19 protein-coding genes are annotated in these 12,225 nt (G+C 66.1%); 5 read left to right on the forward strand and 14 right to left on the reverse strand.

Annotation, left to right across the window (positions count from 1 at the left end):
- The 13 genes from NO363_RS03630 to pyrB form a co-directional block, all read right to left on the reverse strand.
- Positions 1-396: a hypothetical protein gene (locus NO363_RS03630; protein ID WP_256686949.1), complete on the reverse strand. Its 396-nt coding sequence runs from the start codon at positions 394-396 to the stop codon at positions 1-3.
- Between the two features lie 116 nt (positions 397-512).
- Positions 513-1,238, reverse strand: coding sequence for a ribosome assembly factor SBDS (locus NO363_RS03635; RefSeq protein ID WP_256686950.1), 726 nt, complete (start codon positions 1,236-1,238; stop codon positions 513-515).
- A 70-nt stretch (positions 1,239-1,308) separates the two neighbouring features.
- Positions 1,309-2,064 carry an archaeal proteasome endopeptidase complex subunit alpha gene (gene psmA / locus NO363_RS03640; RefSeq protein ID WP_256686951.1) on the reverse strand — a complete coding sequence of 252 codons (756 nt, stop codon included), beginning with the start codon at positions 2,062-2,064 and terminating at the stop codon, positions 1,309-1,311.
- 4 nt (positions 2,065-2,068) lie between these two features.
- The gene (locus NO363_RS03645; RefSeq protein ID WP_256686952.1) at positions 2,069-2,545 is read right to left on the reverse strand and encodes an Rpp14/Pop5 family protein; all 477 of its coding nucleotides are present in this window, start codon (positions 2,543-2,545) and stop codon (positions 2,069-2,071) included.
- Between the two features lie 2 nt (positions 2,546-2,547).
- Positions 2,548-3,183, reverse strand: a complete 636-nt coding sequence (locus NO363_RS03650; RefSeq protein WP_256686953.1) for a class I SAM-dependent methyltransferase — start codon at positions 3,181-3,183, stop codon at positions 2,548-2,550.
- Positions 3,167-3,874: an RNase P subunit p30 family protein gene (locus NO363_RS03655; RefSeq protein ID WP_256686954.1), complete on the reverse strand. Its 708-nt coding sequence runs from the start codon at positions 3,872-3,874 to the stop codon at positions 3,167-3,169. Before NO363_RS03655 ends, NO363_RS03650 begins: the two co-directional genes overlap by 17 nt.
- Before the next feature lies 1 nt (position 3,875).
- Positions 3,876-4,301 (reverse strand): RNA-binding protein, encoded by a 426-nt coding sequence (locus NO363_RS03660; protein WP_256686955.1) that lies wholly within the window; start codon positions 4,299-4,301, stop codon positions 3,876-3,878.
- A 31-nt stretch (positions 4,302-4,332) separates the two neighbouring features.
- Positions 4,333-4,512, reverse strand: a complete 180-nt coding sequence (locus NO363_RS03665) for a hypothetical protein (protein WP_004054856.1) — start codon at positions 4,510-4,512, stop codon at positions 4,333-4,335.
- A 71-nt stretch (positions 4,513-4,583) separates the two neighbouring features.
- Positions 4,584-5,126 (reverse strand): DUF6789 family protein, encoded by a 543-nt coding sequence (locus NO363_RS03670; protein WP_256686956.1) that lies wholly within the window; start codon positions 5,124-5,126, stop codon positions 4,584-4,586.
- A gap of 60 nt (positions 5,127-5,186) precedes the next feature.
- Positions 5,187-6,008 (reverse strand): glycoside hydrolase family protein, encoded by an 822-nt coding sequence (locus NO363_RS03675; protein WP_256686957.1) that lies wholly within the window; start codon positions 6,006-6,008, stop codon positions 5,187-5,189.
- 54 nt (positions 6,009-6,062) lie between these two features.
- Positions 6,063-6,269: a hypothetical protein gene (locus NO363_RS03680; protein ID WP_256686958.1), complete on the reverse strand. Its 207-nt coding sequence runs from the start codon at positions 6,267-6,269 to the stop codon at positions 6,063-6,065.
- An 81-nt stretch (positions 6,270-6,350) separates the two neighbouring features.
- Positions 6,351-6,860 (reverse strand): aspartate carbamoyltransferase regulatory subunit, encoded by a 510-nt coding sequence (gene pyrI, locus NO363_RS03685; RefSeq protein WP_256686959.1) that lies wholly within the window; start codon positions 6,858-6,860, stop codon positions 6,351-6,353.
- Positions 6,857-7,774, reverse strand: coding sequence for an aspartate carbamoyltransferase (gene pyrB / locus NO363_RS03690; protein WP_256686960.1), 918 nt, complete (start codon positions 7,772-7,774; stop codon positions 6,857-6,859). Before pyrB ends, pyrI begins: the two co-directional genes overlap by 4 nt.
- 91 nt (positions 7,775-7,865) lie before the next feature.
- Here pyrB and NO363_RS03695 point away from each other — a divergent pair, with 91 nt between their 5' ends.
- Both NO363_RS03695 and NO363_RS03700 read left to right on the forward strand, forming a co-directional pair.
- A complete protein-coding gene (locus tag NO363_RS03695) occupies positions 7,866-8,492 on the forward strand; it encodes an RAD55 family ATPase (protein ID WP_256686961.1) in 627 nt (208 codons plus the stop codon).
- Between the two features lie 59 nt (positions 8,493-8,551).
- Positions 8,552-8,878: a DUF8064 family membrane protein gene (locus NO363_RS03700; protein WP_256686962.1), complete on the forward strand. Its 327-nt coding sequence runs from the start codon at positions 8,552-8,554 to the stop codon at positions 8,876-8,878.
- 18 nt (positions 8,879-8,896) lie between these two features.
- Here NO363_RS03700 and NO363_RS03705 read toward each other — a convergent pair whose 3' ends face one another.
- On the reverse strand, positions 8,897-9,850 hold the full coding sequence (locus NO363_RS03705; protein WP_256686963.1) for an FKBP-type peptidyl-prolyl cis-trans isomerase: 954 nt from the start codon (positions 9,848-9,850) through the stop codon (positions 8,897-8,899).
- Between the two features lie 149 nt (positions 9,851-9,999).
- On the opposite strand from NO363_RS03705, the gene NO363_RS03710 reads away from it, so the two are divergent.
- From NO363_RS03710 to NO363_RS03720, 3 genes are all read left to right on the forward strand, one after another.
- Positions 10,000-10,242 carry an amphi-Trp domain-containing protein gene (locus NO363_RS03710; RefSeq protein WP_256686964.1) on the forward strand — a complete coding sequence of 81 codons (243 nt, stop codon included), beginning with the start codon at positions 10,000-10,002 and terminating at the stop codon, positions 10,240-10,242.
- Between the two features lie 25 nt (positions 10,243-10,267).
- A complete protein-coding gene (gene cyaB, locus NO363_RS03715) occupies positions 10,268-10,822 on the forward strand; it encodes a class IV adenylate cyclase (protein WP_256686965.1) in 555 nt (184 codons plus the stop codon).
- Positions 10,823-10,890: 68 nt separating this feature from the next.
- Entirely contained in the window at positions 10,891-12,090 is a 1,200-nt protein-coding gene (locus NO363_RS03720; RefSeq protein ID WP_244700613.1) for a methionine adenosyltransferase, read from the forward strand.
- Positions 12,091-12,225: the final 135 nt, after the last annotated feature.

A 12,225-nucleotide genomic window follows, 5' to 3' on the forward strand; every position in this document is an offset into this window, starting at 1 on the left:
TCAGCGCAGCGAATCGCCCGTGACCGTCGCGTTGCGCGTTTCGACCACCGTGCCGTTGACGGTGTTGGCGGCGACGACGGTCGCGGACCCATCTGGCGGGAGGAGAACGGACGCGCTCGACTGGCCGCTGTCGAGCGTGGTCCGGTGGAACGTCTCGCCGTTCGGCGCGATAACCGAGATCCGATCGACGCCCTCGTCGGTCGTCGCGTTCGGCACGAGGCGGAGTTTCGTGTTCACCTGTCCGACGGCCACCGCCCCGTCCGTGGCTGCACCCGCGAACACCGTCGATTCCGTCGTGTTCAGCTCGACGGCCGGATCGGTCGTGAGACAGCCGCTGGTCACGAGCAGCGTGCCGAGGGCGACGACGGCCAGCAGCCGCACTCGCGAACCCTGCATCACTCAGTATTTCGGCCGTAGACCGGTGGTTCGGCACCGCCCGCCGCTCCCGATTCGTTCGTCATGAATCTCCCTCACGCGGCACCGACAAGAGCGTACTGCCTTCGGTGGCCGGCTCACCGGGTGCGGATGTCTTCCTCGTCGCGCACTTTCTTGGTCTCGCCCTCGCCCGCCGACTGTTCGCTGACGAGCTCGTAGAAGTCGTTCTGCAGGCCGGCCGGGAACTCGACGACGCCGATCCAGGAGCCGTCGTTCTGCCACTCCTCCCTGACGAGATCGCCGAACTGGCGGATCTGTGCCTGCGCGCTGCCGGCGTGATCGGCGGGGATCTGGGCGGCCATCGTCACTTCCTCGAAGCGGATTGGGATCACGGGTCGCAGCGCGTCGAGCGCGTCGTCGATCTGGTTCTCGACGGGCTCCATCGGATCGATCCGGAAGTCGGTCTCTTCGAGCGCCGACTCGATCCGGTCGGGCGGGTGGGGTGCGCCGTCCATCTGCGGGTTGACGGCGTTGCGCGCGATCGTGTTGATGAGCTGTTTGCGCTTCTGGGACTGCATCTCGCGGCGCTGCTCGGCCGTGATCTGGATCTCGCCCTCGCGGATCACTTCAGGGATGATCTCCAGCGGTTCGGTCGTCCCGAACACCTCCTCGACGTCGGCCTCGGCGGGGCGATCCCCGCGGGAGGCGTCCTCGAAGACGTCCTCGGCGGCGATCACGTCCTCGAGATCGCCTTCGAACTCGCCGTGGTCGATGGCCAGCGCCGCATCGGGATCGACGAGCACCTCGAAACGTGCCCCGTGCGATTCGAGGCGTGCCGTCACCGCCTCGTCGAGCGATATCATGCCACCCTCTGGGGGGCGAAGCTACAAGTCGTTTCCCATCGGGAAAAAGCGCGGCCCGCTTGCGTCGTGGTTACTCGTCGGTGTCCTCGTCGTCGCTCTCGAGGAGTTCGTACTCGTCGAGATAGGAGTCGACCTCGTCGTCGGGGAGCTCCGCGAAGCGCTCGGTCTCGACGTCGATCGTGGCGACGCCGATGCCCTCCGGCGTGAGGCCGCCGTCGACGGATTCGGCGAGCGTTTCGAGGGCGAGGCCGATGCCGCCCTGGAGATCCATCGACTCCTGGTAGTTCCCTTCGAGGTACTCGATCATCTCGCTGCGGCCGGAGCCGATCGCGAGCGCCTGCCACTCCGACGACGTGCCCGACGGGTCGGTCTCGAACAGCCGCGGCTCGCCGTCCTCGATGCCGCCGATGATGAGCGCCACGCCGAACGGGCGTGCGCCGCCGACCTGGGTGTACTGCTGGATGTGGTCGGTGACCTCCTTAGTGATCGTTTCGACGCCGATCGGCTCGCCGTAGCGCAGCTGCTCGACCTGAGCCTGGCGGCGTGCGAAGTCGATGAGCTGGCGGGCGTCGGCGACGTGGCCCGCACTGGCGATGCCGATATGGTCGTCGGCCTTGTGCATCTTCTCGACGCTCTCGCGCTCCATCAGCGGCGAGCGGAAGCGCTTGTCGACGGCGAAGACGACGCCATCGTCGGTCTTGACGCCGATGCTCGCGGTGCCGCGCTTGACGGCCTCGCGGGCGTACTCGACTTGGTAAAGTCGCCCGTCCGGCGAGAAGATCGTTATCCCGCGGTCGTAGGCCTGCTGTTGGGATTGTCCCTGCATAGTTTTAGATATCGAGTGTTGTCGCTCCCACGAACCCACTCCCCGAGTCTATCTCGACCCGATCGCCCCGCACGGTCGCGGGCCGTCGTGCATCCGCGAACGCGACGTTTCTCTCGGCGGATTCTCGGACCGCGCGACCTTTATACCTTTCCTCACAGGCGCGTATCGTTCCGCTCACGCCGAGCAGCCGGATGCCGACCGGCGCGTCGCCGACGGTGTCGATACAGGCGATCGCCGCCCGTGCTCGCTCGACCTCACCGTGGCGCACCCGGACGATCGCCATTCCCGATCCGTCGTCCACCTCGAAATCGATGACTCTGAGGTCGGCATCGGCGCTGCCCGGATCGCCGAGGAGGTTCTGGGCGGCGTACCAGCACTCGTGCTGGAAGTCACGGGTGCCGAAGTCGTCGTCGGGCCACGATTCGATCCCGACCGCGAGATAGCGCCGGCGCGGACGGAGATGTTTCGGCAGGTGTTTCATGCTTACCCGTCCGCCGTCGACGCGTCCCTCTCGTCGGCGCGTTCGGCGACCAGCACGCCGACCTGATCGTGAACGCGCTCGACCGCGGTGAGCGAGAAACCCGTATCCGTCAGCGCGTCCGCGAGCGTACCGACGGTCGCGGGATCGTCGACGTCGGGCGAGTAGAAGGGCTCGTCGGGATCGGGCTCGCCGAAGAACATCACGTCGCCAAGCACGAATTTGCGAGGACCGAGAGTCGCGATGGCCTCGATCGCCTCGCGCTTTTCCTCGTCGTCCAGATGGTGCATCGCGAAGTTCGAGACCACGACGTCGACCGACTCGTCGACTGCCGGCTCGCGGAAACTCCCTTCGCCGAAGGCGACGTTCTCGATGCCTGCCTCCGTTGCCTTCGAGCGTGCTTCATCCATCATCCCGTCCGAGATGTCTCGGCCGACGACCCGCTCGGCGTCGCCCGAGAGCGCGAGGGCGATGGCTCCCGTCCCGGTGCCGAGATCGAGTACGGTGTCGTCGGCGTCGGGCGCGGCGTGTTCGACGACCAGCGACGCGCAGGCACGGTACTCGGCGCTGTCCTGATCCTCGTCGTAGCTCCCGGAATGCTCGTCGAAGCGCGCGGCGTGTTCCTCAATCGTCTTCTTCATGTCTCCCTCTCCGGACGCCCGGCCCAATGAACGACTCGCTTAGGCGCTCGCGATTGCGAGCGGCGAGACGACCCCACTCGGCGAGCCCCTTCGCGACCGACTCGCGATCGAAGCCGATGACGTCGCCGAGCGCGAGCAGCTCCCGGGGTGCGCGCAGCTCGAGGTGGCTCTCCGGGCTCGCGCTCACCACGTACGGTGCGTCGTAGTAGGCGACGATCTCGCGGAGTTTGCGGAGATCGCCGAGCGCCTGGACGCGCCGGCCGCCGCTCGTTCGGAGCACGCGCCCGAAGTCGAACTCGAAGCGCACGCCGTTTCGCTTCGCCGCCCGCGCGAGCACGTGGTTGACGTCGCCGTCGGTCATCGGCCGGGCAAGGACGTCGACGCGGGGTTCCTCGCAGGCGAAGCGGTTCAACGCGTCGGAGCCCTCGACCACGACCAGCGTGTGCTCGTCGCGGTGCTCTTTGACCCGCGCGCTCGCCGCCGACCGGCTGTCGCCGCCGATCTCGACCGCGTCCACGGCGTCGATGTCGTACTCGTCGGTGATCTCGCTCCTGCTCGGACCGTTCTCGAACGCAGCAGGACCGTTGCGGATGACGATACCCGAGAAATCACACTCCGCGGCCGTCAGCGCGAGCCGTGCGGTGGTGCTCTCGCCGTCGGGATACGCCTGGACGGCCTCGTAGGCGTCCATCTTACGCCCGCGATTCGAGCGCGTCGGCGGCGTTCTCGACGGCCGCTGCCTTCTTCGCGGGGTAGGCCTCGATCTTCGCACGGAGTTCGATCCCCGGGCCGCGCTCGACTCGTCCGCCGTAGGCCGCCTGTTTGTCGAGACGCAAGAACAGCGAACAGTTCTCGTCGACGCGCTCTTCGAGTTCGCTGCGGATCGTGTCGAGGTCGATCGCGGCGAGTTCGTCGAGCACGTGGCGGATCTCGTCGGCGTTCTCGACGCGAGCCGACAGCACGACGATGCGATCGCCGTTGAACCCCTCGTTTTCGATACGGTCGATCGCGACCTCGTCGGGGAGGAACTGCCGGAGCGCACCCTGGACGCGCGCCTCGTCCTCGGTCGCATAGCAGAAAGTCCGCAGGTCGATGTAGTGGAACGGAACGCCGCTCATACTCTCGCTCCGTTCTCGGGCGTCAAACGCCTTACTCCTCGGCTTCGAGCGAGTCCTCGGGCACGCCCGCCTCCTGACCGTCCTCGAAGGTCACGGTGTAGGTCGCGTCGCCGAACATCGTCTCCATCACCTGCGTCACCGTCCCCGTCTCGCCGTCGTACTCGCTGTGCTCGTCGTGCAGAACGACCTCGTCGTCTTCCTCGAAGCTCATGGATCGCGTTATCGGACGGGCGGATAAAAGCGCCGTGTTTCGCCGTGAACGGCCGTGCGTCGCGGTCCCGATCAGATTTCCTTGCTCACGCTCATCGTGTTCGTCGTGACGAACAGCACCTCCGTCCGCTGGGCGATGATCGCGAACACGAGTCCGAGCAGGACCCCGTAGGCCCAGTGGGCCAGCAGCGTCAACAGCAGGTAGAGCACGAGCGCCAGTCCGGCCTGTGAGCTGTAGAAGGCGACGAGGAACCCGGTCCACATGATGGTGGCGAAGCCGAACCCGCTCTGGACCATCGTCCGACCGGGGAGATAGTCGTTGAGTACGGCGAACAGCAGCGGCCACGTCGTCATGCCGCCGCCGGCGAAGATGACGTAGCCGAGCAGCGCGTTATCCGGCCGTCCGAGGCCGAGATAGGCGAGTTCCGAGAAGGCTGCGCTGTCGATGACGCCGAGGGCGACCCCGGCCCAGAGGATCGGTGCCATCGCGAGCAGGCCGACCCCGCCGGCGATCGCACCGATGACGCCGCCCTTGACCACGGCGACGACATCGTTTTCGGCCTCGCTCTGTGATTCGCCCGCGATCGCCGCGATGACCGAATCGGACCGTGACATACGCACACATAGTCGGCCAAAAATAAAAGTCCATCGCGCAAGGGATCGACGAGGGCCGATTCAGCCGTAGGAGTGGCCCTCGTTGCGCTCGGCGTTCATCCGCCGGATCGCCCCGCAGGCCGTGCTCGCGTCGTAGCCGAACAGGACGTCCTTGGCGTAGGCGTCGGCGACCTCGGTGGCGTGGATCAGCTCGTCGAGATCGATGTCGGGCGCGTAGAGCTCGATCGAGAACGGTGTGCTGAGCGCATCGAGAAAGCCCTTGGCGATGATCTCGATCCAGTAGGTCGTCGAGTAGGCCATATCGTACAGCGGGACGACGAACTCGTCGACGTGCTCGGAGAGTTCGTCGAAGTCGATGCCCGAGCGCTCGACGAGGTGGCCGGGGTACGGGTCGGGGTGGACCGTGAGATAGAGCCGGCCCGGCACGCGCTCGGCGGCATCGGCGACGAAATCGGTGATGACCTGCCGCCGCCACTCGAACCGGTCGTCGAACTCGCTTTCCTCGAACCGCTCCATACAGCGGTCACAGAAACAGTACTCCGGGCGGGGAAAGCCCACGTCGTCGAGGCGAACGTCCCCACTGACCGCGGCGGCGTCGGCGATCGTTTCGAGCAGCCCCTCGCGATAGCCGGGATGGGTCGGACAGACGTACGCCCAGTCGAAGTAGCGCCGCTCGCGGGTCGCCCGCTCGCCCGCCTCGTTGACGGGAACGACGTCGGGATTGGCGTCGGCGATGGCGTTGTCGGCGTGACAGGAGATCATGCTCACCGCGTCCTCGACCGGTTCGTTCGTCCGGCCGCTCACGGATTTCACCTCGAAGAACGCGCGGTCGAACTCCGGCCAGTCGAGCTCCTTCTCGTTGCGCGTGACGACCCCGAACATACCGGCAGTGGGGTGTGGGCGCGGGTAAGCGGTTCGTTCCGCCACCCGGTCGGCTCACTTCCAGCCGGCGGCGGCGAGGATGATACCGAACAGGAGACCGACCACCAGGAGCCCACCGCCGCCGATGGCGTAGAGCTCGGTCGTCGTCCACTGGAATCGGCTCCCGTAGCGCAGGATGCCCGCCGACACCAGCAGGGTGAGCCCGGAGCCAACGAGCGTCGTCACGAAGTCGAACCCGAAGCGTGCGCCGGGATCGGCCATATCGTCTACTGGTTACGAACGGGTTTCGGCCTTCGGCCGGCGGCTGCAAGCGTGCGCCAGCCGCTGTCGAAAAATCACTCCTCAGACGTCGATGTGATCGGTCAAGCGTCGGCGGATGATCGTCCCGCAGTACAGACAGCGCACGCCGTCGTCGAGCACCTCGAAGCGGGTGGCAACCGGTTCGTCCGCGGTGGTGATGCAGTTGCGGTTCGGACACGAGAGCACGCCCTCGACGGTCGCCGGCCGCTCGACACGATTCTTCTCGATCACGTCGTACTCGCGGATGATGTTGATCGAGGCCGCTGGCGCGACGAGCGAGATGACCTCGACTTCGTCCTGACTGAGCTCGCGTCCCTCGATCTTCACCACGTCCTTGTAGCCGAGCCTGTCCGAGGGGACGTTCATCCCGATGCTGACGACCTCGTCGGTAGCGCTGTCGATGCCCAAAATGGCGAGCACGTCCGGCGCGTGCCCGCCCGCGATGTGATCGATGACGGTGCCGTTGCGGATCTTGCTGATCCGGAGTTCGTGTGCCGACTCCTCGCCACCCTCCTCGTCGATGCCGTCCCCACTCCCGTCGTACTCGTTCATCGGTCGTCCTCCGCAAGCAGCAGATCGAGCAGCGCCATCCGTACGGGAACCGCGTTGTGCGCCTGCTCGAAGTAGTGTGCATGCTGCGTCGCGTCGACATCGGGAGCGATCTCGTCCACTCGGGGCAGCGGGTGCATCACCACGCACTCCTCGCGCGCGTCCTCGAGCGTTGCGGCGTCGATGCGGTACTCGCCGGCGACCTGCCGATACTCGTTCTCGTCGGGGAAGCGCTCGCGCTGGATGCGAGTCACGTAGAGGACATCGAGTTCCTCTATGACGGCGTCGAGATCGGTGTGTTCCTTGAGCCGTGCGCCCGACTCGTGGAGATCGTAGCGAACGCTCCGGGGGAGGCTGAGACTCTCGGGACTGACGAAATGCTGGCGGGCGTCGAACTTCGTGAGCGCGTAGGCCAGCGAGTGGACGGTCCGCCCGTATTTCAGGTCGCCCATGATCCCCACCGTCAGATCGGCGAGATCGCCGGCCGCCTCGCGCATCGTGTAGAGATCGAGCAGCGTCTGTGTCGGATGCTGGCCGGCCCCGTCACCCGCGTTGATCAGCGGGATATCGACGAACTCGCTCGCCATCTGCGCCGCGCCTTCACTGGGGTGGCGCAGCACGAGCGCGTCGGCGTACCCCTCGACGACGCGCACGGTGTCGGCGAGGCTCTCGCCCTTGGTCGCGCTGGAGGATTCGACCGGCCCCATGTCGAGTGCATCTCCGCCCAAGCGTTTGATCGCCGTCTCGAAACTCATGTGCGTGCGCGTGCTCGGTTCGAAAAAACAGAGCGCGAGCAGATCGTCGGCGTGGCGATCCCGGTCCGGCGGCGTTCGATCGATCTCGGCTGCGCGGTCGAGCACCGTCTCGATGTCCGCCCGTGAGAGGCTCTTGGCGCTGATGACGTGGTCGTGGCTCACTGCATACAGCCGGGCACCGACTCGTCTTGAATCCCCCGACACGCCCCGTCCGCCGGCAAGCTTTATCCAGCCTCACCGGAAAGATAATCCAATGCCAACGCGCCTGCCGACCGGCATCGACGTTCTCGACAACCGACTCGGGGGTGGGGTTCCAGCGGGGAGCATCGTCGCCCTTTCGGCCCCGCCGGCAAGCCAGGCCGAACTCCTGCTCGCCGAGTTCGTGATGCCGCGCGACACGCTTTATCTCGCGTTCGACCGACCCGCAGCGGTCGTCTCGGCGAACATCGAACGAACGGACGTCGATACCGGCGACCCGACGGTCCGGACGATCGACGCCGACGATCCCATCGACGAAGCGCTCGCCGTCCTTGACGAGCTCCCCGAACGCTCGACGGTCGTCGTCGATCCACAGTCGGTGATCGAGCGCGCCGAGCGCCCGGCGTTTCTGGAGTTCATGACCGGCCTACGCCGACGCGTCGATGACGCGGGGAGTATCGCCGTGTTGCACTGCCTCGACGGGCGTAACGTCTCGCCGCTGCGCGACAGCACCGAACACCTTGCGGACGTGATCTTCCGTCTCACGACCGATACGACCGGCGCGACGGTCGAGAACCGCCTCGCGGTGCCGAAGTTCCGCGGCGGGCGTGCGCTCACCGAGACGCTCAAACTCACCCTCACCGATCGAGTCGCGGTCGACACCAGTCGCGATATCGCGTAATGAGACGGCGGCTGTCACCGGCGGAGCGTTTATGCGGTAGCCGGCCGACAGCGCCCGCAATGGCAACCGCAGAGTCGGCGTTCGACCTCCGACGCCTCGCCGCCCAGATCGTGCTCGTCGGGCTGGTCGTCACGGTCGCGCTCAGCGACTTCGGCAACCCCGTCTTCGCCGTCGTCGGCTTCCTCAGCGGGCTGTTGCTCGTGCTGGCGGCGGTCGATACGATCCGCGAACATCCGCTCTACCCGGTCGCGTTCGGCGTCGTCATCGTTCTCGCGGGTGTCGGAGGAATCCTGATCAACGGGTTCGGGTTCGTCGTCGCGCTGCTCGTTCTCGGCGGGCTCGTCTATCTCGGTGACTGGGGCTATCGGCAGTACGAGCGCGCCTAACGGTTCGACGCGAGGTCGTTACTCCTCGTCGAGTTCTTCGGTGATGTCGTCGACGTCCACGTCGGCATCCTCGAGCTCCTCCTCGATGGCGTCGAGATCGGCCTCGCCACCGCCGCCGCCCATACCGCCCATCATGCCACCCATGCCGCCCATCATCCCGCCGGTGCCGTCGATGACCTCCTCGACGATCACGCGATCGAGGTCGAGCCGGTCGATGAGATCGCCCAGGATCTGCTGTTTGCCCATCATCCACTGCTGGTCGAACTGGAGCTGGGGCGACTGCTCGATGTAGAGCGTCTCCTTCTCGACGACCTCGGTCTCGAACTCGGGTTCGCTCTCCTCGTCGTCCTCGTCCTCGTCGGACTCCACCATCTGCTCTTCTTCGACTTCGTCCGTCTCGATGCGCATGTCGAAGTCGGCGTCGAAGTACATGCCGAGCATCCCCTCGGCCTGTTCGAGGCGGTCGTCGACCGTGTCGAGCACCTCGTAGTCGTACTCGACGTCTTGGCCGGCGAGCGGGTGGTTGAAATCCACACGTGCGCGCCCGCCGATGATCGTCTCGACGTGGCCGTGCTCGCCGTCGATGTCGACGTGGCCGCCCGGATAGCGGTCGTCCTCCGGGATGCGGTCGGCGCTCACAGTACGAACTTCGTCCTCGTCGTACTCGCCGAAGGCCTCGTCGGCGGGCACCGTCACGGTGCCCGAATCGCCGGCCTCGCCGCCGGTGAAGTCCTCCTCGACGGTGTCGAAGAGGTGGCCGGCACCGACCGCGATGACGCGCGGCTCGAAGCTCTGCTGTTGGTCGTCGACGCCCTCCTCCTCGGCGACCTCCTCGTCGGTCGTGTCGACGAGCTGGTCGTTCTCGACCGACCGGGCGGTGTAGGCGAGACGGACGAAATCTCCCTCCTGAATCCCGCTTGCGGCTTCCTCGTCGGCGTCCGATGCGGACTGTTCGCTTGCTTCGTCGCTCATACCCCCTCAACTCCCGTTCGACGTTTAAGAACGTTGCTTCACGTTCGCCTGCGGACGACGGATCGCGCTGCTCACGTACTGCAAGCGAGCGACGTCGTCGCCGTTCGTGCAGGGGACAGGTTTAGGAACCGGAACGTCCTCTGTCGGATATGGCAGACACGACCGAAGCGAGTCAGTCCCTCTCGCGCGACGAGGCCGCCGAAGCGCTCGAATCGCTCGCGAACGAGCTGCGCGGGGACGCCGAGATGACGGTCCTCGCCGGCAACAAGTCGGTCGCGCTCACGCCGCGCGACACCGTCGAGTACGACATCGAGGTGAGCGAGCGCGAGCCGATGCTCGGCGACAAACGCGAATCGATCAGCATCGACCTCAACTGGAAAGCCGAAGAGTAGTTTCCGTCCCGGACGAACGACCCTCGTGTACGAAGTCGAGTGTAAGGTCGCCAGCCCCCACGAACCGGTCCGCGAGCGGCTGTCGGCGCTCGATGCCGAGGCCACGGGCACCGTCGAGCAGGTCGATACGTACTACGACGCGCCACATCGGAGCTTTCCGGAGACCGACGAGGCGCTCAGGATCCGCCGCGAGGACGATGGGGTACGACTCACCTACAAGGGACCGCTTGTCGATTCGCGATCGAAAACCCGTGCTGAACACGAGACGGCGATCGGAAGCGCCGAGGAGATGGCGAACGTCCTCGACGCGCTCGGGTTCGTCCCTGCCGCAACCGTCGAGAAGACCCGCGAGAGGTTCCGCTGTCGGGGCTACACCGTCGCGCTCGATTCGGTAGCGGGGCTCGGAACGTTCGTCGAGGTCGAAGACGAGGCCGAAACGGAAGACGAGATCGAACGAGTGCGTGACGGCGCGCGCGACCTCTTGGCGGCGCTCGACTGTGATCCGGGAGAGCAGATCCGGACCTCCTATCTCGAACTGCTGTCCGCGGCCGAAACGGACGAACGACCGCCGAACGAATAACTACTGGTTATCTCCGGGCACGCGAAGGTTTCCGCAAGTTATAGGCCGGGCGGCGGCGAACCCACGGCATGACCGAACGCAACATCCGCGTGGCGGCACTCGATCGGCCGGCCGCCGAGGACGAGCCAGTAGAGATCGTCGAGCGAAAGGGCATCGGCCATCCGGACTCGCTGTGTGACGGCATCGCCGAGAGCGTCTCGCGGGCGCTCGCGGCGGCCTATCTCGATCGCGTCGGACGAATTCTCCACTACAATACCGACGAGACTCAGCTGGTCGCCGGCAGCGCCGCCCCCGCCTTCGGTGGCGGCGAGGTCGTCGAACCGATCTACCTGCTCATCGTCGGGCGCGCGACCAGCGAGTACGAGGGGACGACGATCCCCACCGAACCGATCGCGCTCCGAGCGGCCCGTCAGTATCTCGAAGCACACGTCCCCGAGCTCGACGTCGGCACCGACGTCGTGATCGACGTGAAACTTGGCGAGGGCAGCGGCGATCTCCGGGACGTCTTCGGCGAGGGCGGCGTGGCGATGGCCAACGACACCAGCTACGGCGTGGGTCACGCGCCGCTCTCCGAAACCGAGGAGATCGTGCTGAACGCCGAACGACGACTCACCGGCGAGTATGCCGCCGAGCATCCCGAGCTCGGCCCCGACGTGAAGGTGATGGGCAAGCGCGAGGGCGACGCAATCGATATTACTGTGGCGGCCGCGATGGTAGATACGTATATCGGGGACGTCGAGGAATACGCGGCGGCAGTCGAGGAAGTCCGTGAGTACGTCGCCGAGCTCGCCGGCGAGTACACCGATCGGGCGGTCTCGATCGACGTGAACACCGCCGACGACTACGATGCGGGCTCGATCTATCTCACCACCACTGGCACCTCCGCCGAGCAGGGCGACGACGGCTCCGTCGGGCGGGGCAACCGCGCGAACGGGCTCATCACGCCGAACCGCTCGATGAGTATGGAGGCCACGTCGGGCAAGAACCCGGTCAACCACATCGGGAAGATCTACAACCTCCTCTCGACGGAGATCGCCGAGCGCGTCGTCGACGACGTGGCGGGCATCCGCGATCTCCGGGTCCGACTGCTGAGCCAGATCGGCCGACCCGTCGATCAGCCACACGTCGCCGACATCCACGTGAGCACCGAGGCGGGCATCGCCGTCGGCGACGTCGAGGACGAGATCCGCACGATCGTCGACCGCGAACTCGCCGACATCACCGGGCTGACAGAACGTGTCATCGAGGGCGACATCTCGACGTTCTGACGCCGCGTTTCACTCGCTGTGTTGCGGATTCCGAAAGCCGTATAACTGTTAGCTGTGTGTATCGACGTAGTATGAGTACCGTCAGTAGAAGAATACACACAAGAGGTGCGGACCGTCTCGATGGGCCGCGATCGA

This window comes from Halococcus qingdaonensis, assembly GCF_024508235.1.
In the GTDB taxonomy this organism is placed as follows: Archaea; Halobacteriota; Halobacteria; order Halobacteriales; family Halococcaceae; genus Halococcus; species Halococcus qingdaonensis.

Coding starts and splice junctions, on each gene's coding strand:
- NO363_RS03630 (WP_256686949.1), bottom strand. CDS start 396: ATGCAGGGTTCGCGAGTGCGGCTGCTGGCCGTCGTCGCCCTCGGCACG.
- NO363_RS03635 (WP_256686950.1), bottom strand. CDS start 1,238: ATGATATCGCTCGACGAGGCGGTGACGGCACGCCTCGAATCGCACGGG.
- psmA (WP_256686951.1), bottom strand. CDS start 2,064: ATGCAGGGACAATCCCAACAGCAGGCCTACGACCGCGGGATAACGATC.
- NO363_RS03645 (WP_256686952.1), bottom strand. CDS start 2,545: ATGAAACACCTGCCGAAACATCTCCGTCCGCGCCGGCGCTATCTCGCG.
- NO363_RS03650 (WP_256686953.1), bottom strand. CDS start 3,183: ATGAAGAAGACGATTGAGGAACACGCCGCGCGCTTCGACGAGCATTCC.
- NO363_RS03655 (WP_256686954.1), bottom strand. CDS start 3,874: ATGGACGCCTACGAGGCCGTCCAGGCGTATCCCGACGGCGAGAGCACC.
- NO363_RS03660 (WP_256686955.1), bottom strand. CDS start 4,301: ATGAGCGGCGTTCCGTTCCACTACATCGACCTGCGGACTTTCTGCTAT.
- NO363_RS03665 (WP_004054856.1), bottom strand. CDS start 4,512: ATGAGCTTCGAGGAAGACGACGAGGTCGTTCTGCACGACGAGCACAGC.
- NO363_RS03670 (WP_256686956.1), bottom strand. CDS start 5,126: ATGTCACGGTCCGATTCGGTCATCGCGGCGATCGCGGGCGAATCACAG.
- NO363_RS03675 (WP_256686957.1), bottom strand. CDS start 6,008: ATGTTCGGGGTCGTCACGCGCAACGAGAAGGAGCTCGACTGGCCGGAG.
- NO363_RS03680 (WP_256686958.1), bottom strand. CDS start 6,269: ATGGCCGATCCCGGCGCACGCTTCGGGTTCGACTTCGTGACGACGCTC.
- pyrI (WP_256686959.1), bottom strand. CDS start 6,860: ATGAACGAGTACGACGGGAGTGGGGACGGCATCGACGAGGAGGGTGGC.
- NO363_RS03695 (WP_256686961.1), top strand. CDS start 7,866: ATGCCAACGCGCCTGCCGACCGGCATCGACGTTCTCGACAACCGACTC.
- NO363_RS03700 (WP_256686962.1), top strand. CDS start 8,552: ATGGCAACCGCAGAGTCGGCGTTCGACCTCCGACGCCTCGCCGCCCAG.
- NO363_RS03705 (WP_256686963.1), bottom strand. CDS start 9,850: ATGAGCGACGAAGCAAGCGAACAGTCCGCATCGGACGCCGACGAGGAA.
- NO363_RS03710 (WP_256686964.1), top strand. CDS start 10,000: ATGGCAGACACGACCGAAGCGAGTCAGTCCCTCTCGCGCGACGAGGCC.
- NO363_RS03720 (WP_244700613.1), top strand. CDS start 10,891: ATGACCGAACGCAACATCCGCGTGGCGGCACTCGATCGGCCGGCCGCC.